Below are 20,174 nucleotides of genomic sequence, written 5' to 3'. Positions count from 1 at the left end.
GGGATAAGAGCTTCGTTGGCGCATGAAAATCCTGGCGATTAAGGGCGATCGCGTCCGCTTAAAAATACGCGGACACCATCGCCCTTAATGCTGGAGTTTTGAAGGTGACTTGGCCAGACGCTTACGGACCTCAAGAGCGGTGCTAGGTTTAGCCCACCGCCCGTGTAGCTCAGCCGGTAGAGCAGCGCACTCGTAACGCGAAGGTCGCAGGTTCGATTCCTGTCTCGGGCACCAATAAAATATGGTGTTTATTGGTTTTTTGCGGATGCTTGAACTTGTCGTGACAGCAGGGTGACAGCATCAGGCGAAAAAAAACATTAGAGCCATGCTTGGGCGGTTTCTTTTTGTTTCTACAGCTAACTCGAAAATTTGGGCAGTAAGCACGCCTTCTACGTTCGAGATATTGCCGCTGATGGGGCTGTGCCTCAAAGATCGGTGCGGATGACAGCTGCAGTTTCGAAAGCCGCGAATGTGAGGCACGAATGTGGCGAAGATAGGGCGAAACTCCCCCTGCCCCTGCGGTAGTGGTCGTAAATACAAAAGATGCCATGGAGTTGTGGCGCACATTCCGCAGCTGCCTGCGCATTTAGTACCGCATATGCTTGAAGCGAGGGATCGAGCAGTTGCACACCAGGTACAGCGGGAACGACAGCAGGGGCTGGGACGTCCTATTGTTTCGATAGAAGCATCCGGTTATCGACTGGTTGCAGTCAGGAACAGGCTGTTGCATTCAAAGGGATGGCGAACATTCCACGACTTCCTTTTTGACTACATCAAAATTGCGATCGGCGTAGATTGGGGTAATGCGGAGTTAGCGAAACCACTCGATCAACGGCACCCTATCTTGTTGTGGTACCACCATCTGTGCATCTATCAGCGGACGTTCATAACAGATTCGGGACGGGTTCATTCCGCGCCGATGACAGGGGCGGTTGCAGCCTATTTGCACCTTGCATATGACTTGTATGCGCTTGATCACAACGCCGAGCTGCAAGATAAATTAATTGGCCGCCTCAAGAACGGAGACAACTTCGCTGGAGCGCAGTATGAGGTGTACGTCGCAGCAACGCTCATTCGCGCAGGTTTTGACCTGGAATTTGAGAATGAGGACGACCGGACCAGTTCGCACTGTGAGTTTGTCGCCACTCACAAGCGCACGAAGAATCGCTTTTCGATCGAAGCCAAGCATAGAGCGGGTACAAAATTTCGGCTCGGCCGTCAACTGAACCGCGCGCTGGCTAAGGCGGCAGATCACCAGCGCATAGTTTTCATCGACATTAACGTCCCAGATACTACAGCGGGGAGCGACATTCCCGATTATCTTCGGACTGCACTGGCAGATTTGAGGGCGTTTGAAGGGCGTTTAATCAATGGCAAGCCACTGCCGGATGCCTACGTGGTCGTGACCAACACCCCGTGGCATCACCATCTTCATACTGAGGCGATTCGCTGCTCGACAATGGCGGATGGTTTCCAGATCCAAGATTTTAAACATGACACTCAATTTCCAAGCTTACGGGCTGCTATTGATGCGAGAGAGCGACATATAGAAATGCACGAACTCCTGCGAGCGATGCGAGATCACTCTGAAATCCCATCGACCTTTGACGGAGAGATTCCGGAATTCGCCTTTGGGGAGGGTGCACCTAGATTGATTATTGGTCAGTGCTATCTTGTCAAAGATGAGGAGGGACGTGAACGAAAGGGAGTTCTTACGACTGCAACAGTGATGGAAGCGGAGCGCAAAGCGTACTGTGGTCTAAGCCTCGACGACGGAACATCGGTGATATCCACGTGGGATCTATCGGAAGGAGAAATAGCTGCATGGCAACGTCATCCCGATACTTTTTTCGGCACGCTTGGACAGCGTACAGCGACAGCCGAGACACCTCTGGAACTGTATGACTTCATCCTTTCGAACTACACCAAAACGCCAAAAGAGCGGCTTCTTGAGTTAATGTTCGGAGCGCCGGACATGAGCGATCTTCAGGCACTCGACCAGTCGGCGCTGGCCAGCATCTATGCCGAGCGTTGTACGAACTCGACATTGGCGATGGCGCAGAAGACACCATCGCTGTGAACGATAAAAAGAGGTTGTACCGCCCGGAAGGTTTAGCCCTTAACTTACGGTCTGTTTGGGTAAGTTAGAATGTCACTGCAAAATCAAATCTCGAATCCGTAGCTCGGTCGTTTTAAAGCAGGGTGCGGAACTCCTTGGCAGTTCTGTTGCTCTCGGCCAAGCTCAGGAAGGACTTTTATACAGAGGGAGTGATGTACTTGGATATCCAGGAACGCCAAAGCTTTTTATCAAATTACGACGTCCATCCATGATCTCCGAAATTTGTTTTAGGTACTGTCCCAATCTCCTTGATTCATCATCATAGCCGCGCCAAAAAAAAGGCACATGTTCGCTAGTTAGGCTTTCAATAAAAGTAATATGAGTCAGCGCTAGAAATATCCTGAAGAAATTTGTAGCGCGATTAAAGTTGTTTCCTAACATATGAACTATTATGTGTCTATTGAATCCCTCGTTGTGCGATTCAGAAGGTTTGTAGAGAACATTCTTAAAGAATAGCCTGAAACAATTTATAACATCTGATTGTGGGCAGATGTGTGTGTAAAAATCTACTTCGATGCTATCGATGCCATACATCCCGGGGTGCCAGTCGTAATCGCTAACACGGCGACTTCCCCAGTGTTTCAAGATCGCTCTAAGCCTTTTCTCGAAAATGGGGCCGCTTACATTGCCCTTGTCCTCATCTAGTATTAGATTTTGTAGCTTGCGTAATCCACCCTCAAACACAGGGATTAAGGACATTATTGCTGCATGATCAAGCCCCATATAAAACGACTCAATTGCCTCAAGGATTATTAGGCGGTAGTCCTTAAGTGCTTCGCTTTTTGAAAAGTAATTCAGGAAGTATGCAGCAACTAGGTCTATTTCAAAAATATCATAGAGCCATTTTTCCACTGCAGTATCTGGGGTTTGTGAGGTCATGGCTTTATGGAAGCTTTCCGACATATCCCCTTGCCCTAAATATAAAGGGATAGGAATTCCATAGGGGAGCATGCGGGATTGAATGCTTGTTGCTCTTCCCCATTTGATGTTGAAATATTCAATAGGGTGCTTTAGTAGTAGGAAGTTGCTTTTGTCGATAGTTATCTTGAATCCAGGCTTGCCTACGTCAACTTCTTCGACAATGACCGAGATGCCTTCGCGACGCTTAAAGGTCTCAATAATCAGCGACGCGTTCAATTCAGGCGCTTTGTAGAGCTTCTTCAAAGTCTTTGTGTAGTCCATTTCGTCCATGCCTCAAGGAGTCGGTAGCATTCTGAAGCCTTCCGTAAAAACTGCCTACTCAAAAAAAAACCGCCAAAAAAGCACTTATCCCCCTCCCGCCGACGCGCTTCGTGTGCGTTTTTTTTGCAAACACAGATGTAGTGCAACCCATCGTCAAGCACAGGCGGGCCGTGGGGCCTCCCAAGAAATCGCCAATTTCATTTTGTGCAACGTTTTGAAGAAAAATGACAAGCCATAGTACAGGCGACAGGCCCCTCCTAGGCACGTTTAGAGACATCAAGCCCAATGGCAATAGGGGGGCGACAGAATTTTCTCAAAATAAACGGCTTGTTTTTTTGGTTGCATTCATGATTCCGTGGGAGCAAATGAAAAGCGTGCAGGCCATACGAATAAAGGCTTTCAGCCAAGTTGGCAGGGTTTTGTCGATTACAATTTTCTTCGGGTGAGCGCTGGCTCTGCTGCATTCGAAAACACAGGTTCCGCTCATTCGGGGCCGGGGCTGAAAACAGCTTTTTTGAGAGTCTTCGAAACAGAAAAGCCTTGCAGGGTGGTGGTAGATCGAAGGAGAGAGTGAGGCAGCTAGGGCGAGGGTTCTCCAGGGGCTAGCGCCCCCGAAACACCCTCACCGTTGGACACTTTCAGCGATCAAGGTTTTCGTTTTTAAGTCTCAGCAATTCACCAGGTGTGTTCACTGATACTTCTTTCGACACAATGGGTGGCATTGTTACCAATGATGGTGCTTGTGCGCTTTTTTCATCATCGCCAAACAGTTTCTCAAGGTCTTTACCGAAAGCCTTCCAGGTAAGCTCATTAGTTTTTGCTTGTCTCTCGCGCATGCTATTACAGCCGCGCAATAAACCGTCGTGCTCTTCAAGACTTTTGAGAAACAATGCGCGGGACAAAGCGAACATTTCTAGTAGACTTTCCCGCATACCGTCTTGAGCAAATACTTTTGCAAGTTGGGCTTGCCAATGCGCCTTGTTAATCGCATTGGGAGCGCTTGCCAGCTTTAGACGAGCTTCTGCTACTCGAATGATCAAGTTATTTTGAAGGCCGGTCCTGGCTTCGGCGGTGGCTCGTAGCGCCTGAGCATCGCTCCTAAGTTTTGCGCTACGTTCAATTTCTTCATTGATTTTATCTTGGTCGACGGTGGCTGAATTCGCTAGTTTATTCCAAGACGCATCGGCACGCTTTGCTTGCCCTTCTAGCTCAGCGGCTTTTTGATTAAGCCGCTGGCTTTCCTGTATGACTTCGGTGAGCTGCGTTTGCAGAGAGGTGTAATGTTCTTTGTCGGTGTTAAAGCAATCCACGCGCTCCAGTAGCTCTGGTGCGAGGTTGTCGTGATCTATAGTGGCGAGTTGCATGTCGAGTTCCTTCGTCAGTTAATTTATTTTACGTGAGTTAATACACGTCTGTGGTTTGATTTCTCGGCCATCTGCAGTCGTGTTGCTGATGACGACACGTTTCCAAGAAGAATCAAGTAGGTCATTAAGCGCCTAGCTCAGAGATAGGTTGTTTTTAATATGGCCAATAAGAAGTCGAAAAGCATGTCATGACTACATGTTAATATTAACACGGCACAACGTTTTTTTATGTTTTTAGGGGGGGCGATGCGAATTAACTGTAGAGATTGTGGCAATAAAGCACTCATCACCAAAGTTGCAGAAGAAACGCCGAAGTACGCAAAGCTCTACTGCATATGCCTTGAGCCGACTTGCGGGCATGGGTTTGTGTCGGAGCTATGTTTCTCACACACGCTAAAACCATCTAAGATCATAAAAGATCACGGCACCATACTGGAGCGGCTATTGCAACTTTCCGGAGATCAGCAAATGCAACTTCTTGAACAATTGGAGATTTTGACATGACAGGAGCCGTACCAGGGGTTTTGACCTTTCAGGATCTTCAGCGCGTTACGGGATACCAGAGGCGCTCGGATGTTGAGCGCTCATTGATAGATCAGGGGGTACGATTTTTTCGCGGTCGTACTGGCCCCTGGACAACTCTTGATCTAATCAATCGAGCGGGCGGTTTGGATATGCAGCCAGCGAACGACAAATACGCTCCTGACATCCTGTGACTAGTCAGGCAGAGCAAAAGCTGCTCGCCAAGAGGGGGGGGCAGTGGCGGTGGCGTGCCTGATTGTCCTTCACCTCGGCTTCCAACCTCAGCAAGCTAGATCAAAATTTTTAGATCCGTCAACGAAAACCACATACCCCCCCCTGTTACCGCGTCTGATTTCGAAAACAGAAGGGATACGCGGGATTAAGGGATAGCCCTTATAAACCGGGGCTTACAGAGCCATTCTTTATTCCCTGCCTTTTTTTCAAGGGAATTTTTGAGAGGGGAAAGCCTTTATCAAACAGAGATGTATTCCCTTATCCCTTTTCTCTATTCTATTAAGGGAATGCTGTAGGCCGTGTATTTGCTGGCTCATTCCCTCATTCCCTCATTCCCTTAGAAAAACTGCTGCCGACAGTTGCCAAGCCATAAGCAGCCTGACAACTGCGCGCGCCTTCGCTGCATGATTTCAAGGGAAGCGGGTCACTACGACAAAGGGAATCGATTCACTGCGACAATTGAGAGCGCCCGCGCTGGCGCGCAAAATTGCCTCATCGGCCTGCGCTTTCGTGTTCGAGTTTTGCGGGATCAATCACATAAAAACGCGACTTCCCTCCTCCTGGCATGAAGTAGCTTTTGTTGGCGCGCTTCTGGCCTTTCTCATTATCCACTTTGGCGAGCGCGTCCACGTTCTGAAGCGCACGAATAATCCTATCCAGACTGAAACCGATAGCAGCCTCTGCTAGACCTGGCTTATTGAATAAGTACAGGCGCACACCATCATCGACTTCGTAATAACCGGCTCGGTTATGCACAGTAGTGGTGCCAGAGTGACGGAACTCGGAAAAGCGACTGTCTCCGTGCAAGTCAATAAAGTTAGCGATGCCACGCAGTATTTGCCGATCCTCCGCGCTACCGTCTCCCATTGTTGAAAGCCATTCGTTAAACAGGAGTCGGCATGCATTGACGGCGGTACCTTTGGGCCAGTTCAGCAGATTACGGCGAATAGCCGATTCACCGGCCAGAGCCATAATCGCGAAACGATCAGCTACACGACCAGCCTGTGAACCCTCTGTGGCAAAGGCCTCCCTAACCTGTCGGAAGGCGCTATGCAGATCCTCGGGTTGTTGAATCAGTGACTCCACAAAGGCTGGGCCTACATGGCCATAATTCTGAGAAACAGCATCGTTAAGCGTTCGGTGAAACTCTTGCCCACTCATTCCGTGCACATCATCGAAAGCGCGGTGTGTACGAGTACCGGCATTGACGTCCACCATGCGCAGCTCGGCCCCGGCGTGGGCGCCACTACCACCGATGGCTGCATGGTCCGACAATGAGCGCTCGCCGCTGGAAAGCGCCAATACACGCCAGGTCAATTTGGCGCGCCCTTCTCGCTCCCTGGTCATGGTGCCCTTGCCCATGCCGTTGGCGATGGCATACGCCATTTCCTGAACTCGCTTGGGGTCGGCCCGTTTAATTTCGTCCAGGATTAATACGGTGTCGTTGCGCGAGGCAGCCTCAATCTCGACACCGCCTTTCGATACGTCCCATGACGCAGCGAAGCTCCCTGGATTGCCCCACACGGACGCGGCCAAGAGCTGGGCAAGCGATTTGCCACTAGACGAATCACCCACCAGGTGCACACCGCCTCCATTCACCCCCACCTTGGCGAGCAGAGGCCCTGCCAACGCGCAACAGACCGACAGGATCAACACAGGGTTGCCCAGGCAGTGGGTAGCAATCTCGGTCTGCCAGCCGCTGATAGCCCCCTTGCTGGTGAAGATATTGGCTGCCCTGCCAGAGTCCTGGAAACGCACGTTGTCGCCACCAATGACGCGAGATGGAAGCACAAATGCCCCGGACTCATGCCAACCCGGTTTGCTAGTGGTCGCGATCACCAACTCGGGCGATTGATGGCTAGCGAGGTAGGGCACGATCTGGCGGCGCTGGTGGTGCTCGATGACCAGCCCCCGCCCCATCAGAACCTTCAGAACCTCATCGCCTTTACCGGCCAGTGCTTCCATGGGCATGACCCACTCAATCCGCTTTCCCCGGTGACTGAATGACAGCAGCCGGCCAATGGTGCCATCTTCCGAGTTAACCGTTTCGGCTTCGACGGTTAACGGTGCGCAGATCCAATTATCTATGGGGATGGCCTTTTCATCCGGCCCGCTTTGCTTCAGGCCGTGATACCAGGTACCAGCCTTGTGGAACTTGCTCTCCACGGTGCAAGGGTGCTCATAAACTGCGTAGCGGGGCCGATCCAGCTTTTCCGCTTTAGGCGCTTGCGGCTCGCCCACCAAGCTCAAGCTCGGAGGTTTTTCGTATGTGCTCATGGTTTGAGGCTCTTCTTGGATTGACCCGCAAGCCATAGGTGCAGGTCATTAAAATCTGATAGGTCGGACGGGGCGTCATCGGGCCACTCGGGGAAAATCACACGGGCATCGGCTGCGCGGGCTGCCTGGTTGGCAGCGCGCTTTCCCGGGTTGCCTACCGTGTCGCGGTCGTCATCCCCGGCAATCACCAGATCCAGCGTTGCGCCGTAGCGCTCACGCATTGCCACGGCCACCGGTTTCAGGTTGCCCGCGTTCATTGCGCAGACCACCGGACTCCCAGTGTTTTGGTGCAGGGTTGCGCCCGTGGCCCAGCCTTCGCACACATATAGGCGGCAGCCTTCGGAGAACTTGCCCAGGGGCGAATAGCAGCCCTGGACACGGCCGTCCTTCAAAAAGCGTTTACCGCCGTCCGGGGTGATGATTTGCAGATTGATGAGGCGTCCGTCATCGCAGAGCGGAACCAGCAGACGGCCCTGACCCGACTGGCGCAACAGATACGGCTGTACACCTTTCGCCAGCAGGTAGGTGTGCAGCGGATAGGCAGGCTTCCCCATTTTCCAGAGCTGCGAAGCATGAAGGGCCGCATCACGATTTTTCTCCTTCTGGAGCTGCTGCTCACGCGCACGCCACGATTCGCGCTGCTGGTCGACCTGTCGACGGCGTTCATGAAACTGCTGAGCATCGGCAGCCGTAAGATTGAACAGGCCGAGGCGCAGGCGCTCATCAATTTCCTTTGCTGCGTCCATCTGCCCACATCCGCGCAGGTAGGCCAGCAGCGACACTAGATCGCCGCCATGAGCGCCATTGTCGGCAAAGTCATTCCACCGGCCAGAGTCGAGCGAAACGCCGAAGGAACCGGCTTTCCGATCCCCGCGAGCAATGTTCGCAGCCACCCATTCGCGGCCTTTGCGCGTTCCACTGGGAAACCATTCAGGTAACAGCGTTTCCGCTGCGCTTAGGGCGTGCTGCGCGGTGTGTCGGATCAGTTCGACGGGGCTAGGCTTCATCATGGTTTCGCCTCCTCCCGCACGACGCTGATCCATACAAACAAACTGCTGTGAGTGGCTTTGTCTGCATCAGAGGCTTTTTTCGGGCAAGCCGATCCCATCAACGCATCTCTGCGCTTTTGAAGAGTGTTCATCTCGATTTTCCCGTAAAGATGGGAGGCGGTTTAGGGAGTTTGTATGCTCGCTAACCTGCGTTGTGGCTCACATCAGTTGTAGGTAGCTGTAAAGCTATTTTCTTGGGTGCCTCATTTTGGGCAATCTGGCGCGATGTTGTCGTAACCAGGTAATTACCTCTGTCGCAAACCATCTTTTCGCGGCTTTTACTCCAGTAGCACAAGGCTGTACGCTCGTCGGAAAGCCGGGCTGAACAACCACTCTGCGCTCAACTGTGTAGGGGGACAGTTTCAAGTAAGCGGCGATGTCATGTGATGTCCATAATTCATCTTCAGGCGCTATCATCGGGCGTTTCAGCTGCCGAATCAGTTCGTGAAGCGAGCCGATCAGATCTACGAGGGTATTTTTCAAATCAGACGACATGGGTTCTCTCCGGGAACTCAACGCGTGGCTTCGGTAGTTGGCAAACCATGGACTGAATTACCAGCGAGATGTCCTCCCCAAGCGAATCTAAAATCGAGGCGATCATCTGAGGTGTGTAGGTAGTGGATCGCTGCACCTCACCGAACAAAATACTCATCAAGGTGATCGACTCTTGAGCGCGTTCCAATTTGTAAAACTCATCTTCTGAAAGGCTGTAGGGGCGATTCATTTCTTAACTCCCACGCGCCATGCACCAATGTTGCGTAGGGCTTCGAGATCGACCAGGAAGGTGGTTGAGGACAGTGTTAGCTGACCCAGCGATTGGCCGGCGCGATCAAATAGGGAAATGGTGATCATGCCGATGCTCCTTGAGGTGCCGCAGGGCCACACGTGACCGATTGGTTCATCTCAATGGGGACGGGGCTGGCATCGGTATTCAACAGAGGAGTAGAATTCATTGATCGCATGGTTTTTCCTGAGAGTTCTGTGCGGTGAGTCGGGTCAGTGGTCGAAACACTGACTCGGCACTTTTCATTTCTGGCCTGCATTCGTTCGGCCGCGGTGTATTTTTAGTCCCTTCTCGTAGTGATCCCTTTTGTGCTGCCGCCTTCACCTGGCGCCGTGCCTTGCTACTCGCTCGATCCAAGCTTTTAGCTCTGTCATCAATATCAAACGTCGGCGTCCGAGCTTAAATGCCTTGAGGTCACCTGACGCAATCACTTCGTAAATTCCCGACCGTGAATGGCTCGTCAGGCGTGCTGCTTCCTCAACGCTTACAGACAGCGAGGATGGCGATTCTGCGTGGTTCATCTGTTTTCTCCTTGAATGCCCTATGGGACTGTACGATACTGTATCGGACGTAAACATATTATTTGTAAGTAACATAATCTGCAAGCATTTTGTTTGTAGACGAATAGGGATGGCAGATGGCTAACCGATCGAAAAAGGTGGTGCTTTCCGCGCGGATTGATCCATATCTCAAGGCAGCACTGGAAATGTTCGCAGCATCGCAGAATCAAAAAATTGTGAAGCTGCTGGAGACTTTTTTAGAAAATGGACTGGACGCTAGCGAGGTAGATAATCCATTTCCAGGTTCGAAAAACGGTGGCGAAAAAATCAGTTTCATGAGTCTTTTCACCGCTATCTGGTCAGAAGACGAAGTGCTTTTTAAGGTGAGGGCGGGGGTACTCGGGCCTGCATACGCCGGAGAAACTACGTGGCGAGAGGCGATGGTCGTAACGGGGGGCGATTACTTCAAAGGTGAAACTGACCTATACGGAGATTTGAACGGTCAAGCTGAAGAGTTCGGGTACTCACCGCCATGGAAGTACTCGCTGAATTTGGACTTGATACGGGAGGAGTGGCCAATGGTCGAGGGCTACGTCGCGTTTATTGAGAACAACAAACCGTTCTCGCCTTCCTATGACGATTACAAAAGAATGAGGGTGGATTCGGACGCTAAATAAGCTCCACCGCTGCTGCCTTGCTGTCGGGCGCCAGGTGGGCATAGCGTAGAGTCATCTTGAGGTCGGCGTGCCCCAGCAGATCCCGAATCGTGTTGAGCGGCACCCCCTTCATTGCCAGCTTCGACGCGAAGGTGTGACGCAGATCGTGCCATCGGAAACTGCTTACGCCTGCAGCCTTCAATACGCCATCCCAAGATTTTTTGACGTTATCCATGACGCCACCTGTTTTGCTTGGAAAGACCCGCGCACCGCTTGATTGATCCTTCCAGGCCTTCACCACCGCGAGAGCCTCCTTGTTCAGCGGAATGTGCCTTGTCTGATCGGATTTGGCTCCTTCGCCAGCGACGGTCAGTGTTTTTTGCTGCAGGTCGATGTCGGCCCAGGTCAGCTTGAACAGCTCGCCCCGGCGAAGACCGGTGTTCATGCTGATGATGGCCATCGGTTTAAGGTGGTCGGCGAATGCTCTGTCCCTCAGATCCAGCAGCGCATCCTTCTTTCGCTCAGCACGCCATTTGTTCGCGCTGTCGCGCTCGGCCCTGATTCGCTCCTCTCGATCATCCAGCGCCTGGCGCAAACGTTGCTCCTCTTCCTGGGAAAGGAATCGGACACGACCTCGAGTATCGAGCCTCATCGGCTTCAGTTTCGCCATCGGGTGCTGCTCGAGCACTCCCCATTCTACAGCTTTGGATATTGCACCTCGGAGGGCTGCCAGCTTTCTATTTGCCGTGGCATCTGTCAGGCCGGCGGTCAGCCATTTCACTCGCATTGTCTCAAGATCGTGCTGCGTTATCTCAGACAGAGTTTTCTCCATCAGCGTGACGAAACTGTACTCTATGGCGTGCCGCGTCTTTTGGTGAGCCTTGTGGTGGGTTTCCAGCCAGGGGTAGTAGCTTTCATCCAGGTACGTTCGGAGGGTATGCGCAGTTCGTCGCTTGCTCTTGGCGGCGATCAGCGGGGTGCCATGGGCGTGCGCCTCTGCAAGCCAGCGCGCTGTCTCAGTCCTGGCCTGGTCGAGAGTCATCATTCCTACGCGACCCAATGTGGCTGCCTTGTTTCTGCCCCAGCTCACCATGTAGCTGGCGTGGCCGCTGGGCAGCACTCGGATAGACAGACCGGGCTGGGCGGTGTCGTGTATGCGGAATTGCTTTTCTTGAGCTTGGATGCCCGAGAGGATTTTGGCGGTGATCTTGGTTTTCATGCGAGAGCGTCCGTGACAGCAAGGTGACAGCAAAAACGACTATACGGGTCTGTTTCGGCGGACTCAACCAGACGCTCATTCTCAAGTTTTACCGGGCTTGGCCCGCAATCATTGAGGCTAAAAACGCACTCGTAACGCGAAGGTCGCAGGTTCGATTCCTGTCTCGGGCACCATCCCCTTATTTCACCTTGCGGCTCAAATCCTCAACGGTGCGTTTGAGCTGGTCCATCGCCCGATCCTGATCGTTGATCTTCTGCTTCAGGTTTGAAATCTCGCTGCTGTTCGAGCTGGAGCTCGAGCCACTGTTGCGCTTGAGGTCTTCGACCTGACGGCCAAGTGTGTCCAATTCACGATCCTGCTCTTTGACTTTGTTCTTCAGCTCATCGATTTCCTTGCTGCTGGCACTGCTGCTCGAACCGCTGTTGCGTTTGAGCTCTTCAATCTGGCGCGACTGATCATTGACGGTGTCGCGCATCTTTTTCAGTTCATCGATGCTGATGTCGCTTCTGATGACGACCTCTTTGCCGTAATCGTTGTGAATCAGAGAAACCTTGTCGCCATAGGAGGGGCTGCTGGTGCTCAGTTCAACGGCCATTGCACTGGCCGGCAGGGCCAGTGCAGCCATTAAAGTGGTGACGGAGACAATGGAGGACATCTTCGAAAAGCTGCGCATCACTGGTTTTCCTTGTGAACAGCGGAGAGGGTGCCGAAGTGGCACATCGCTATGACTCGAAATCCACCGTTATGTTCCGCAGGTCAACTTTTTGTGGGAGAGATGTAAAGAGCCGTGTAATTCGTCATGCAAACGTCCTATATTCGGTGCCTGCATGAGCATCGCCCAGCAGTTTTCAGATGATCCCGAATGGTTCCGAAGGCCGGACAAACCGCGTCAGAGAGATCCTTGATGATCCAGATCCATCCTCCATTCTTACGATCAGCGAGAACGCCATGACCGAATTAACTCAAGAGCAACGTCACGAACAAGCGCTGGAGAAATACAAACTCGATGCGCCGCAGCTATTGGAAGAGATCAAGGATCTCAGTCCCGATGATCAGAAAGATCAGATCCAGTGGGCGTTCGAAGACGAAGCCGAAGCTCAGGGCTTGCAGCCGTGGGAGTTGACGCTCAAGTACACGAGCACGCCAGAGGAGTTCGAGGCGCAGCGTCTGGTGCTGCACAAAGAGGCGGCCGAAGTGCTGGGCGTCGAGTGGCAAGAGTATTGCGAGATGAATAATCTGGTGGTCTGAAACAAAAACGCCAGCCTCAACCGGGCTGGCGTTTTTTATCGCGTGAAGGTCTTAGAGACTCAGGCGCATCGACAGATCCACCGCTTTGACATCCTTGGTCATCGCGCCAATCGAGATGTAATCGACCCCGGTCTCGGCGATCGGCAGCAGCGTGCTTTCGTTGATACCGCCGCTGGCCTCCAGTTTTGCCTTGCCGCCGTTCAGGCGCACGGCTTCGCGCATGTCGTCCAGGCTCAGTTCGTCGAGCATGATGATGTCCGCGCCGGCCGCCAGTGCTGCTTTGAGCTCATCCAGACTTTCCACTTCGATTTCCACCGGTTTGCCCGGGGCGATCTTGTGCGCGGCGGCAATGGCTTGCGCGATGCCGCCGCTGGCAGCGATGTGGTTTTCCTTGATCAGAAACGCGTCGTACAAACCGATGCGGTGGTTATGGCAACCGCCGCAGGTCACCGCGTATTTCTGCGCCAGGCGCAGGCCCGGCAGGGTCTTGCGGGTGTCGAGCAGCTTGACCTGAGTGTCGGCCACGAAGTCTGCCAGGTATTGCGCATGCGTTGCCACGCCAGAGAGCAGTTGCAGGAAATTCAGAGCACTGCGTTCGCCGGTCAGCAGCGAACGGGCCGGGCCTTCCAGATGAAACAGCGGCTGATTGGGCTTCACCCGCTCGCCATCAGTCACCTGCCAATGCACGGCCACCCGTGGATCGAGTTGGCGAAATACCGCATCGACCCACGCGGTGCCGCAGATGACGGCCGCGTCCCGGGTAATGATGGTGGCTTTGGCCAGGCGTTCGGCCGGGATCAGTTGCGCGGTGATGTCGCCGCTGCCGATGTCTTCGAGCAACGCACGGCGCACGTTGGCTTCGATTTCGGCGGTCAAATCGGCGAGACGTAGATTCGGCATAACGGGCTCCACAAACAAAGTGGGTCGATTATAGGGGCATGGCACGAACCAACCCAAGGCGGGAACGCGCGTGCTGGTCTGCATTCGGTCGATTTTATGTGAGCAAACCCGGCGAACGCGCGGTCATTGCAAGGTAGGCGGGCATAGGGGAAACCCTGACGCCTCTGGCGCTGGAGACATCTTTTGCAAGATAATCCGCCTTGCATTTGACGTCATAGCTTTGACATCTCCTGCGCTCGAGGTTTGTGCTCAAAGAAGAATCACCGTTCCAGGAGGCTTGGATGCACAACGACGGGAAAGTAGTGCCTTTGCACAAGGCCGCTACCGATCAGGCGAATCACTCGCCGCTCGCCCGCCTGCCAGTGATTCTGCTTCAGGTTCGCGACAAGGCTGCCCAGCAACTTCGCCAGGGTTTGCAGGAGCTGTTCGATAACGCCGATGACACCTTGTTTGAAATGGCCGACCGCGCACGCAACGACGTCGAGCAGAATATCTTTTTCGAAGCCATGCGCGACCTGCGCCTCAAGCGCAAGAACATTGAGCGCGGCTTTCTCGAACAGTTCTTCGAAGCCTTTGTCGGCCTCACTCAATACGATTTCACGCACAACACGCTACCGCACGCCCTGATTTACGAAGACCTGGCACCGCGCACCGATGACATGGAGCGCAATGTGGCGGTTGAAACCATGGTCGGTCGAGTGCTCAAGCGCGATGGCTTCGCGCTCGATCAACTGAGCACCCGGTTCAACGCGCTGCTCGGCAACACCCTTGACGATCAAACCAACCCGCTCGGCCCGGCGCTGCTCTGCGAGTATTTCCTGCAAGCCGGACGCAACCTCGGCGTGGAGATCAAGGTCAAGTTGATCCTGCTTAAACTGTTCGAGCGCTATGTACTGGCGGACACGGAACAACTTTATGCCGAAGCCAATCAACTGCTCAGCGCAACTGGAGTGTTGCCGGACCTGAAACCGGCACCGGCGCGGCGAGCTATCGATCGTGCTGCGGCCACGGTGGACAGCGAAGAAAGCCAGGGCCCGCCGCCCGCGGACGACAGCGTGCAGGAAGTCTTCGCCGCGCTGCAGGCGTTGTTGTTGCAGGTGCGCGGCAGTGTCGCGCCGACTCTGGAACCCAGCGTTTGCGCCCAGCCGATCACCACCCGCGACCTGCTGCGCCTGCTGTCACACTTGCAGCAATACGTGCCGGCGTTGGCAGCGCAAGACGATTTCGATCTGCGCAATCAACTCGAACAGTTGCTGACGCGGGTCAGTGTCAAAAGTGGCAAATCGCGGATTGTCGGCGGCGCAGACGAAGACGTGATCAACCTGATTGCCATGGTGTTCGACTGCATTCTCGATGACCGCAATCTGCCGGACTTCCTCAAGGCCTTGATCGCCCGCTTGCAAATCCCGATGCTCAAGGTGGCGGTGCTGGATAAGAGTTTCTTCAGCCGCAGCAGCCATCCGGCGCGGCGATTGCTCAACGAAATCGCCGACGCGGCGATGGGCTGGGGCAATTGTGACGGTGATGCGCGCGACAGTTTGTATCAGCGTATCGAACAAGTGGTGCAGCGCTTGCTGACGGATTTTGTCGATGACCCGGCGATTTTCTCCGAGTTGCTGGCCGACTTCCTCGCTTTCACCAGCGACGAACGTCGTCGCAGCGAGTTGCTCGAACAGCGATTACGCGATGCAGAAGAGGGCCGGGCGAAAACCGACCTGGCGCGGCGCCGAGTCGAGCAGGCGCTGAATCAGGCACTGTTGGGTAAAGTCCTGCCACCGTCGGTGGTGACGTTCGTGCAGGACGCCTGGAGCAAAGTGCTGCTGCTGACCTGCCTCAAGCATGGCGATCAATCCGCCGAATGGCAGGCCGATGTGCAAACCATGACGCAACTGATCTGGAGCGTGCAGCGGCATGAAGACGAGCAATCGAGCCTGCGTCTGCTGGCGCTGGTACCGGGGTTGCTCAAGTCATTGCGTGATGGCCTGACCTGTTCGGCGTTCGACCCGTTTGCCACCAGCGAATTTTTCAGTGAGCTCGAAGCCTTGCATGTTCGCGTGCTGGAGCGTTCCGCAGAGGCGGATGAGGCCACGGCGCTGGTCGAGGTGTCGCAGCAGATCGTCTTGCAAACCGCTGATGAGGACGGCATGGCGCTGGTTCGTTTGCCTTGCGATGACGCCGGGCTGCGTCAGGTCGCTCAACTGCGTCTGGGCAGTTGGGTGGCGTTCGAGGAAGATGAGGAACATACCCTGCGCTGCAAACTCGCGGCGATCATCGAAGCCACCGGCAAGTATGTGTTTGTCGACCGCACCGGGATGAAAGTGCTGGAGCGCAGCCGTATCGGCCTGGCCCTTGAGTTTCGCCGTGGTGCGGTACGCGCATTGGACGACACCTTGTTGTTCGACCGGGCGCTGGAGTCGGTGCTGGGCAATCTGAGGCGACTCAATCGCGCCAAGTGATCGCGCGCCGGGGGCCGATCACGGCATACTGGGCGCCAACACAGTCGGCGTTGAAGGAATCGGTATGCAGTTGGATCCCGCTAGCGGGTGGTGTCACGGGGTGCAGGTCTGCCCATCGCCCAACTTCAATGAACGCCCTGCGGGCGAAATTTCCCTGTTGGTGATCCACAACATCAGTCTGCCGCCTGCGCAATTCGCCACCGGCAAGGTGCAGGCATTTTTCCAGAACCGTCTGGATGTCACCGAACATCCCTACTTTGCAGGTATTGCCGACCTACGAGTCTCGGCGCATTTTCTGATCGAGCGTGACGGCAAGGTCACCCAGTTTGTCTCCTGTCTTGAGCGGGCGTGGCATGCGGGCGTGTCGATTTTTGACGGACGCGAAACCTGTAACGATTTTTCCGTGGGCATCGAACTCGAAGGCACCGATGATCTGCCGTTCACCGATGCGCAATATCAGGCACTGACAAGGCTGACGCGGCAGTTGCAAACAGCATTTCCGGCGATCACCGGCGCACGCATCTGCGGACACAGCGACATTGCACCCGGGCGCAAGACCGATCCTGGCCCGGCATTCGACTGGGCGCGTTACCGCGCTGCCCTGGCACAAGAGGAAGGACAATGAGTTTTCTGGTGTTACTGCTGGCAGTCTGGGTCGAGAAGTTCTCGGCCCTGCGCCATCGGGTTCAACGCGATGGCGGATGGATCCGCGAACTGAACAAACTCGAAAGCAGCGCGCGATTGGCCAATCGGCCGTGGCTGGTGCTGACGATTCTGGTGTTGCTGCCGGTGGCCTTGCTCGGCTTGTTGCTGGTGGTGCTGGAGCCTGTGGCTTATGGCTTGCTGGCCTTGCCGGTGCACTTACTGGTGGTGATTTACAGTCTGGGGCGCGGCGACTTGCTGGGCGGTCTCGGGCCGTTTCGCGATGCCTGGCGCCGTGAGGATCTGCAAGCGGCGGCCCATGTTGCCAAGCGTGATCTGGATATCTGCGCCGACAGTGGCGAGCAATTGCTCGATCAGGTCCAGGGCCATTTGTTGTGGCAGGCCTATCAGAGCTTCTTTGCGGTGATCTTCTGGTATTTCGTGCTCGGCCCGGTGGCTGCGCTGGCCTATCGCTTGTTGGCGCTGGCCGAAGAACATGGCCAGAACCCGGCACTGGTTGAACGGGCCGCGCAACTGCGCCATGCCTTCGACTGGGTGCCGGTGCGATTGTTGGCGGCGAGTTTTGCCCTGGTGGGCAACTTCGTTGCGGTCAGTCGGGTGATGCTGCATGAACTGTTGAACTGGAACATCAGTGCTGCGCAACTGATCAACAAGGTCGGATTGGCGGCGGGGGAGATCCCGCCACCTGCGGTGGGCCCTGAAGGCATCAACACCCTTGATTGCCTGTGGGAACTGCTGCTGCGTGCGGCGGTGCTGTGGTTTGCCGGGTTTGCCTTGTGGACAGTTCTGATTCACTGATAGAGGGTGCCGAGGGAGTCATTTCCCTCGGCACACCCCGCCGTTAACCTTAAGTTACAAAAACTCCCTTCGTTTTGAGCTATACAGAGATGGCGCTCGATAGTGGCTATCTGCTGTCGCCCCGCGCCTGCCAATAAAAACAAGAAAAACCAAGGGAGACTTCCAGTGAAGAGCTTGCTCTATCCCGCCGTCTCGCTGATGAACCGTCTGAGCTTCGGTATGAAGTTCAGCCTGATCAGCGTGCTGTTCCTGGTGCCGATGCTGGTGACCAATTTCTATCTGGTACGCGATTCCTATCGTGAGTTTCAGGGCACCCGAGTCGAATTGCAGAGCCTCGACCTGCTGGGCAGCAGCCTGGCCTTGCGCCGGGATCTGGAGACCCTCAACAATCTGGTGCAAATCAACGTCACCCTCGGCCAGTCCGGTAAGGCGAGTAACGTCGAGTCGCAGATCACCACCCTCGAACAGACGGTATTGGCTCGTCTGCAAGGGTTGACGGCGATGAGCGACGATCCTGAGCAGATCAAGGTATTCGACGGCAAGCGCGATGAAATGCTGGCTGCATTCAAAGCCCAGCAAGCGGAACGCTCGCTGCAAAGCAAAAGCGCCCTGATCGCAAAGCTCTTGGCCAGTGCGCAGATTTTCAGCCAGATCATCAGCAGTCAGGCCGGGTTGAGCCGCGACAACCAGGGCGATATCCGTCAGCTCAGCGAACTGGTGACCCTGATCACTCCGACCGTCACGCAGACCCTTGGCGACGGTCGGGCCATGGGTTCGTACTCGTTGGGCCAGGGTTTTCTCAACAGTTCGTCGAGCACCCGTTTTGACGAGTTGCTGGTGCAGATCGAAAAGCTCCAGGCCGAGTACGGTTTGAAATTGAAGGATGCCCTCGGCGCCAGCAACGTGGCGCGTGAAGCCCTCAGTGCTCAGGCCGACAGCAGCAAGGCGTCGCTCAAAGAGGCCAGCGAGTTGTTCGAAGAGCAAGTGGTGATGGCCGACACCCTGGATGCGCCGTGGCAGGCGTTTTACGACCAGGTCACCGTTCTGATGGACAAAACCTACCTGCTCAACGAAGCGACGTTGAAATTCCTCGACACCCAATTGCAGCAGCGCCTGGTGCAAAACCGCACGCACATGGTCTTGCAGGCTGTGGCGTTGTCGGTGGTGTTTGTGCTGATCTTCTATCTCTACGGCGGCTTCTACGCCTCGACCCGCACCACGCTCAAGCGCCTCGGCGCGATGATGGACAAGGTGGCGGCAGGCGACATGACGGTTAATTTCAAGGCCAATAGCCGCGATGAATTGGGCGAATTGGGCGAGGTGTTCAACGGCACGGTGAAGAAGATTCATGACTTGATCGAGCGCGTCGGCCAAACCGTTGGCGAAGTCGAGCGTCAGGCCGGGCAAGTGGAGGATGTCTCTGCACAAAGCAATCAAGCTGTCGCCGGGCAACGCTCGCAGATCGAGCAAGTGGCGACCGCGATGAACCAGATGTCGGCCACCTCGCTGGAGGTGGCACGCAGTGCCGCAGCAGCGGTAAGCAGCGCCCACAGCGTGAATGAAGAGACAGTCAGTGGGCGCTGCCTGGTTGAGTCGCAGCAGGGCAGCATTGCTGCGCTGGCCAGCGAAATCGACCAGTCAGTGCAGGTGATCAACCAATTGGCCAGCGACAGCCAATCGATCAGTCGCGTGCTGGAAGTGATCAAAAGCATTGCAGAACAGACCAACCTGTTGGCGCTCAACGCCGCAATCGAAGCGGCCAGGGCCGGGGAACAGGGGCGAGGTTTTGCGGTGGTGGCGGACGAAGTTCGCACGCTGGCCAAGCGCACGCAGCAATCGACTGAAGAAATCGAGCAGATGATCGGCAAGCTTCACGGCGGCGTCGGTGCCGCCGTCAAAGCCATGGGTGTCAGTCATCAGATGGCCAATGGCACGGTGGGGCAGTCGGAAAAGGTCCAGCAGGCGCTGGAAAATATACTCGGCGCTGTAGGCATGATCGTCGATCAGAACCAGCAGATTGCCGCTGCGGTGGAGCAGCAGACGGCGGTGGCCCATGACATCGACCAGAACATCGTCGAGATCAACCGCGCCGGTGAGCGTACCGCGCAAGGCGCGCACCAGACCGAGAACGCCAGTCGGGCGTTGTCGGCTCAAGTCGTGGAACTCAAACACCTGATCAGCGCGTTTCGCGTCTGATTCATGA

Annotated in this window: 19 protein-coding genes, 1 tRNA gene and 2 pseudogenes; 12 read left to right on the top strand and 10 right to left on the bottom strand. The window is 54.9% G+C overall.

Features of this window, described 5'->3' with window-relative positions; all coding sequences use genetic code 11:
- The first annotated feature begins 158 nt into the window (after window positions 1-158).
- The 3 genes and pseudogenes from AACY50_RS26315 to AACY50_RS26310 all read left to right on the top strand — a co-directional run bounded on the left by AACY50_RS26315 (window position 159) and on the right by AACY50_RS26310 (window position 2,080).
- A tRNA-Thr gene (locus AACY50_RS26315) sits at window positions 159-234 on the top strand.
- A 250-nt stretch (window positions 235-484) separates the two neighbouring features.
- Window positions 485-553, top strand: a pseudogene (locus AACY50_RS28890) (SEC-C metal-binding domain-containing protein); the annotation flags it as partial.
- Between the two features lie 3 nt (window positions 554-556).
- Window positions 557-2,080: a hypothetical protein gene (locus AACY50_RS26310; RefSeq protein ID WP_339539534.1), complete on the top strand. Its 1,524-nt coding sequence runs from the start codon at window positions 557-559 to the stop codon at window positions 2,078-2,080.
- Between the two features lie 162 nt (window positions 2,081-2,242).
- Here the strand turns inward: AACY50_RS26310 and AACY50_RS26305 are convergent, their stop codons facing one another.
- On the bottom strand, window positions 2,243-3,301 hold the full coding sequence (locus AACY50_RS26305; protein WP_339539532.1) for a hypothetical protein: 1,059 nt from the start codon (window positions 3,299-3,301) through the stop codon (window positions 2,243-2,245).
- Between the two features lie 638 nt (window positions 3,302-3,939).
- Complete coding sequence (locus AACY50_RS26300) at window positions 3,940-4,665, bottom strand: hypothetical protein (protein ID WP_339539530.1); 726 nt, start codon at window positions 4,663-4,665, stop codon at window positions 3,940-3,942.
- A gap of 228 nt (window positions 4,666-4,893) precedes the next feature.
- Between AACY50_RS26300 and AACY50_RS26295 the strand changes: the two genes are divergently transcribed.
- Together AACY50_RS26295 and AACY50_RS26290 are read left to right on the top strand one after the other, a co-directional pair.
- Complete coding sequence (locus tag AACY50_RS26295) at window positions 4,894-5,169, top strand: ogr/Delta-like zinc finger family protein (RefSeq protein ID WP_339539528.1); 276 nt, start codon at window positions 4,894-4,896, stop codon at window positions 5,167-5,169.
- Window positions 5,166-5,381, top strand: coding sequence for a DUF4224 domain-containing protein (locus tag AACY50_RS26290; RefSeq protein ID WP_339539526.1), 216 nt, complete (start codon window positions 5,166-5,168; stop codon window positions 5,379-5,381). The genes AACY50_RS26295 and AACY50_RS26290 overlap by 4 nt, the downstream gene beginning before the upstream one ends.
- A gap of 532 nt (window positions 5,382-5,913) precedes the next feature.
- Here AACY50_RS26290 and AACY50_RS26285 read toward each other — a convergent pair.
- From AACY50_RS26285 to AACY50_RS26265, 5 genes are all read right to left on the bottom strand, one after another.
- Window positions 5,914-7,698 (bottom strand): DUF927 domain-containing protein, encoded by a 1,785-nt coding sequence (locus AACY50_RS26285; protein ID WP_339539524.1) that lies wholly within the window; start codon window positions 7,696-7,698, stop codon window positions 5,914-5,916.
- Window positions 7,695-8,708, bottom strand: a complete 1,014-nt coding sequence (locus tag AACY50_RS26280; RefSeq protein WP_339539522.1) for a toprim domain-containing protein — start codon at window positions 8,706-8,708, stop codon at window positions 7,695-7,697. Before AACY50_RS26280 ends, AACY50_RS26285 begins: the two co-directional genes overlap by 4 nt.
- Window positions 8,709-9,231: 523 nt before the next feature.
- Window positions 9,232-9,471 carry a hypothetical protein gene (locus tag AACY50_RS26275; protein WP_339539520.1) on the bottom strand — a complete coding sequence of 80 codons (240 nt, stop codon included), beginning with the start codon at window positions 9,469-9,471 and terminating at the stop codon, window positions 9,232-9,234.
- Window positions 9,468-9,599: a hypothetical protein gene (locus tag AACY50_RS26270; protein ID WP_339539518.1), complete on the bottom strand. Its 132-nt coding sequence runs from the start codon at window positions 9,597-9,599 to the stop codon at window positions 9,468-9,470. Before AACY50_RS26270 ends, AACY50_RS26275 begins: the two co-directional genes overlap by 4 nt.
- Before the next feature lie 252 nt (window positions 9,600-9,851).
- Window positions 9,852-10,052: a helix-turn-helix domain-containing protein gene (locus AACY50_RS26265; RefSeq protein WP_339539516.1), complete on the bottom strand. Its 201-nt coding sequence runs from the start codon at window positions 10,050-10,052 to the stop codon at window positions 9,852-9,854.
- A 116-nt stretch (window positions 10,053-10,168) separates the two neighbouring features.
- Between AACY50_RS26265 and AACY50_RS26260 the strand changes: the two genes are divergently transcribed.
- Entirely contained in the window at window positions 10,169-10,708 is a 540-nt protein-coding gene (locus AACY50_RS26260) for a hypothetical protein (RefSeq protein WP_339539514.1), read from the top strand.
- On the opposite strand, the gene AACY50_RS26255 is transcribed toward AACY50_RS26260, so the two are convergent.
- Both AACY50_RS26255 and AACY50_RS26250 read right to left on the bottom strand, forming a co-directional pair.
- Window positions 10,701-11,906 (bottom strand): site-specific integrase, encoded by a 1,206-nt coding sequence (locus AACY50_RS26255; protein ID WP_339539512.1) that lies wholly within the window; start codon window positions 11,904-11,906, stop codon window positions 10,701-10,703. The genes AACY50_RS26260 and AACY50_RS26255 overlap by 8 nt on opposite strands.
- A 178-nt stretch (window positions 11,907-12,084) precedes the next feature.
- A complete protein-coding gene (locus tag AACY50_RS26250; RefSeq protein ID WP_339431699.1) occupies window positions 12,085-12,579 on the bottom strand; it encodes a hypothetical protein in 495 nt (164 codons plus the stop codon).
- Window positions 12,580-12,854: 275 nt separating this feature from the next.
- Here AACY50_RS26250 and AACY50_RS26245 point away from each other — a divergent pair, with 275 nt between their 5' ends.
- Complete coding sequence (locus tag AACY50_RS26245) at window positions 12,855-13,154, top strand: DUF6388 family protein (RefSeq protein WP_339431700.1); 300 nt, start codon at window positions 12,855-12,857, stop codon at window positions 13,152-13,154.
- 51 nt (window positions 13,155-13,205) lie between these two features.
- Here AACY50_RS26245 and nadC read toward each other — a convergent pair whose 3' ends face one another.
- Window positions 13,206-14,054, bottom strand: a complete 849-nt coding sequence (nadC, locus tag AACY50_RS26240; protein WP_339431701.1) for a carboxylating nicotinate-nucleotide diphosphorylase — start codon at window positions 14,052-14,054, stop codon at window positions 13,206-13,208.
- A gap of 281 nt (window positions 14,055-14,335) precedes the next feature.
- On the opposite strand from nadC, the gene AACY50_RS26235 reads away from it, so the two are divergent.
- From AACY50_RS26235 to AACY50_RS28880, 5 genes and pseudogenes are all read left to right on the top strand, one after another.
- Window positions 14,336-16,510 carry a DUF1631 domain-containing protein gene (locus tag AACY50_RS26235; protein WP_339539509.1) on the top strand — a complete coding sequence of 725 codons (2,175 nt, stop codon included), beginning with the start codon at window positions 14,336-14,338 and terminating at the stop codon, window positions 16,508-16,510.
- A gap of 64 nt (window positions 16,511-16,574) precedes the next feature.
- Entirely contained in the window at window positions 16,575-17,135 is a 561-nt protein-coding gene (gene ampD / locus AACY50_RS26230; protein ID WP_339465507.1) for a 1,6-anhydro-N-acetylmuramyl-L-alanine amidase AmpD, read from the top strand.
- Window positions 17,132-17,971, top strand: a complete 840-nt coding sequence (gene ampE, locus AACY50_RS26225; protein WP_339431703.1) for a regulatory signaling modulator protein AmpE — start codon at window positions 17,132-17,134, stop codon at window positions 17,969-17,971. Before ampD ends, ampE begins: the two co-directional genes overlap by 4 nt.
- A gap of 198 nt (window positions 17,972-18,169) precedes the next feature.
- A pseudogene (locus AACY50_RS28885) lies at window positions 18,170-19,261 on the top strand (methyl-accepting chemotaxis protein); the annotation flags it as partial.
- The gene (locus tag AACY50_RS28880; RefSeq protein WP_445261503.1) at window positions 19,238-20,167 is read left to right on the top strand and encodes a methyl-accepting chemotaxis protein; all 930 of its coding nucleotides are present in this window, start codon (window positions 19,238-19,240) and stop codon (window positions 20,165-20,167) included. The pseudogene AACY50_RS28885 and the gene AACY50_RS28880, both read left to right, overlap by 24 nt.
- The last annotated feature ends 7 nt before the right edge of the window (window positions 20,168-20,174 follow it).

Origin of the sequence: Pseudomonas sp. RA_15y_Pfl2_54, from assembly GCF_963971015.1 — a bacterium.
In the GTDB taxonomy this organism is placed as follows: Bacteria; Pseudomonadota; Gammaproteobacteria; order Pseudomonadales; family Pseudomonadaceae; genus Aquipseudomonas; species Aquipseudomonas baetica_A.
The sequence above is the reverse complement of the archived record's forward strand: the minus strand, read 5'-3'. Positions and strand labels throughout refer to the sequence as shown.

What these genes read in the sequence shown, in the direction of transcription:
- AACY50_RS26305 (WP_339539532.1), bottom strand. Translation starts at nt 3,301, where the DNA reads ATGGACTACACAAAGACTTTGAAGAAGCTCTACAAAGCGCCTGAATTG.
- AACY50_RS26300 (WP_339539530.1), bottom strand. Translation starts at nt 4,665, where the DNA reads ATGCAACTCGCCACTATAGATCACGACAACCTCGCACCAGAGCTACTG.
- AACY50_RS26295 (WP_339539528.1), top strand. Translation starts at nt 4,894, where the DNA reads ATGTTTTTAGGGGGGGCGATGCGAATTAACTGTAGAGATTGTGGCAAT.
- AACY50_RS26290 (WP_339539526.1), top strand. Translation starts at nt 5,166, where the DNA reads ATGACAGGAGCCGTACCAGGGGTTTTGACCTTTCAGGATCTTCAGCGC.
- AACY50_RS26285 (WP_339539524.1), bottom strand. Translation starts at nt 7,698, where the DNA reads ATGAGCACATACGAAAAACCTCCGAGCTTGAGCTTGGTGGGCGAGCCG.
- AACY50_RS26280 (WP_339539522.1), bottom strand. Translation starts at nt 8,708, where the DNA reads ATGATGAAGCCTAGCCCCGTCGAACTGATCCGACACACCGCGCAGCAC.
- AACY50_RS26275 (WP_339539520.1), bottom strand. Translation starts at nt 9,471, where the DNA reads ATGAATCGCCCCTACAGCCTTTCAGAAGATGAGTTTTACAAATTGGAA.
- AACY50_RS26270 (WP_339539518.1), bottom strand. Translation starts at nt 9,599, where the DNA reads ATGATCACCATTTCCCTATTTGATCGCGCCGGCCAATCGCTGGGTCAG.
- AACY50_RS26265 (WP_339539516.1), bottom strand. Translation starts at nt 10,052, where the DNA reads ATGAACCACGCAGAATCGCCATCCTCGCTGTCTGTAAGCGTTGAGGAA.
- AACY50_RS26260 (WP_339539514.1), top strand. Translation starts at nt 10,169, where the DNA reads ATGGCTAACCGATCGAAAAAGGTGGTGCTTTCCGCGCGGATTGATCCA.
- AACY50_RS26255 (WP_339539512.1), bottom strand. Translation starts at nt 11,906, where the DNA reads ATGAAAACCAAGATCACCGCCAAAATCCTCTCGGGCATCCAAGCTCAA.
- AACY50_RS26250 (WP_339431699.1), bottom strand. Translation starts at nt 12,579, where the DNA reads ATGCGCAGCTTTTCGAAGATGTCCTCCATTGTCTCCGTCACCACTTTA.
- AACY50_RS26245 (WP_339431700.1), top strand. Translation starts at nt 12,855, where the DNA reads ATGACCGAATTAACTCAAGAGCAACGTCACGAACAAGCGCTGGAGAAA.
- nadC (WP_339431701.1), bottom strand. Translation starts at nt 14,054, where the DNA reads ATGCCGAATCTACGTCTCGCCGATTTGACCGCCGAAATCGAAGCCAAC.
- AACY50_RS26235 (WP_339539509.1), top strand. Translation starts at nt 14,336, where the DNA reads ATGCACAACGACGGGAAAGTAGTGCCTTTGCACAAGGCCGCTACCGAT.
- ampD (WP_339465507.1), top strand. Translation starts at nt 16,575, where the DNA reads ATGCAGTTGGATCCCGCTAGCGGGTGGTGTCACGGGGTGCAGGTCTGC.
- ampE (WP_339431703.1), top strand. Translation starts at nt 17,132, where the DNA reads ATGAGTTTTCTGGTGTTACTGCTGGCAGTCTGGGTCGAGAAGTTCTCG.
- AACY50_RS28880 (WP_445261503.1), top strand. Translation starts at nt 19,238, where the DNA reads ATGACGGTTAATTTCAAGGCCAATAGCCGCGATGAATTGGGCGAATTG.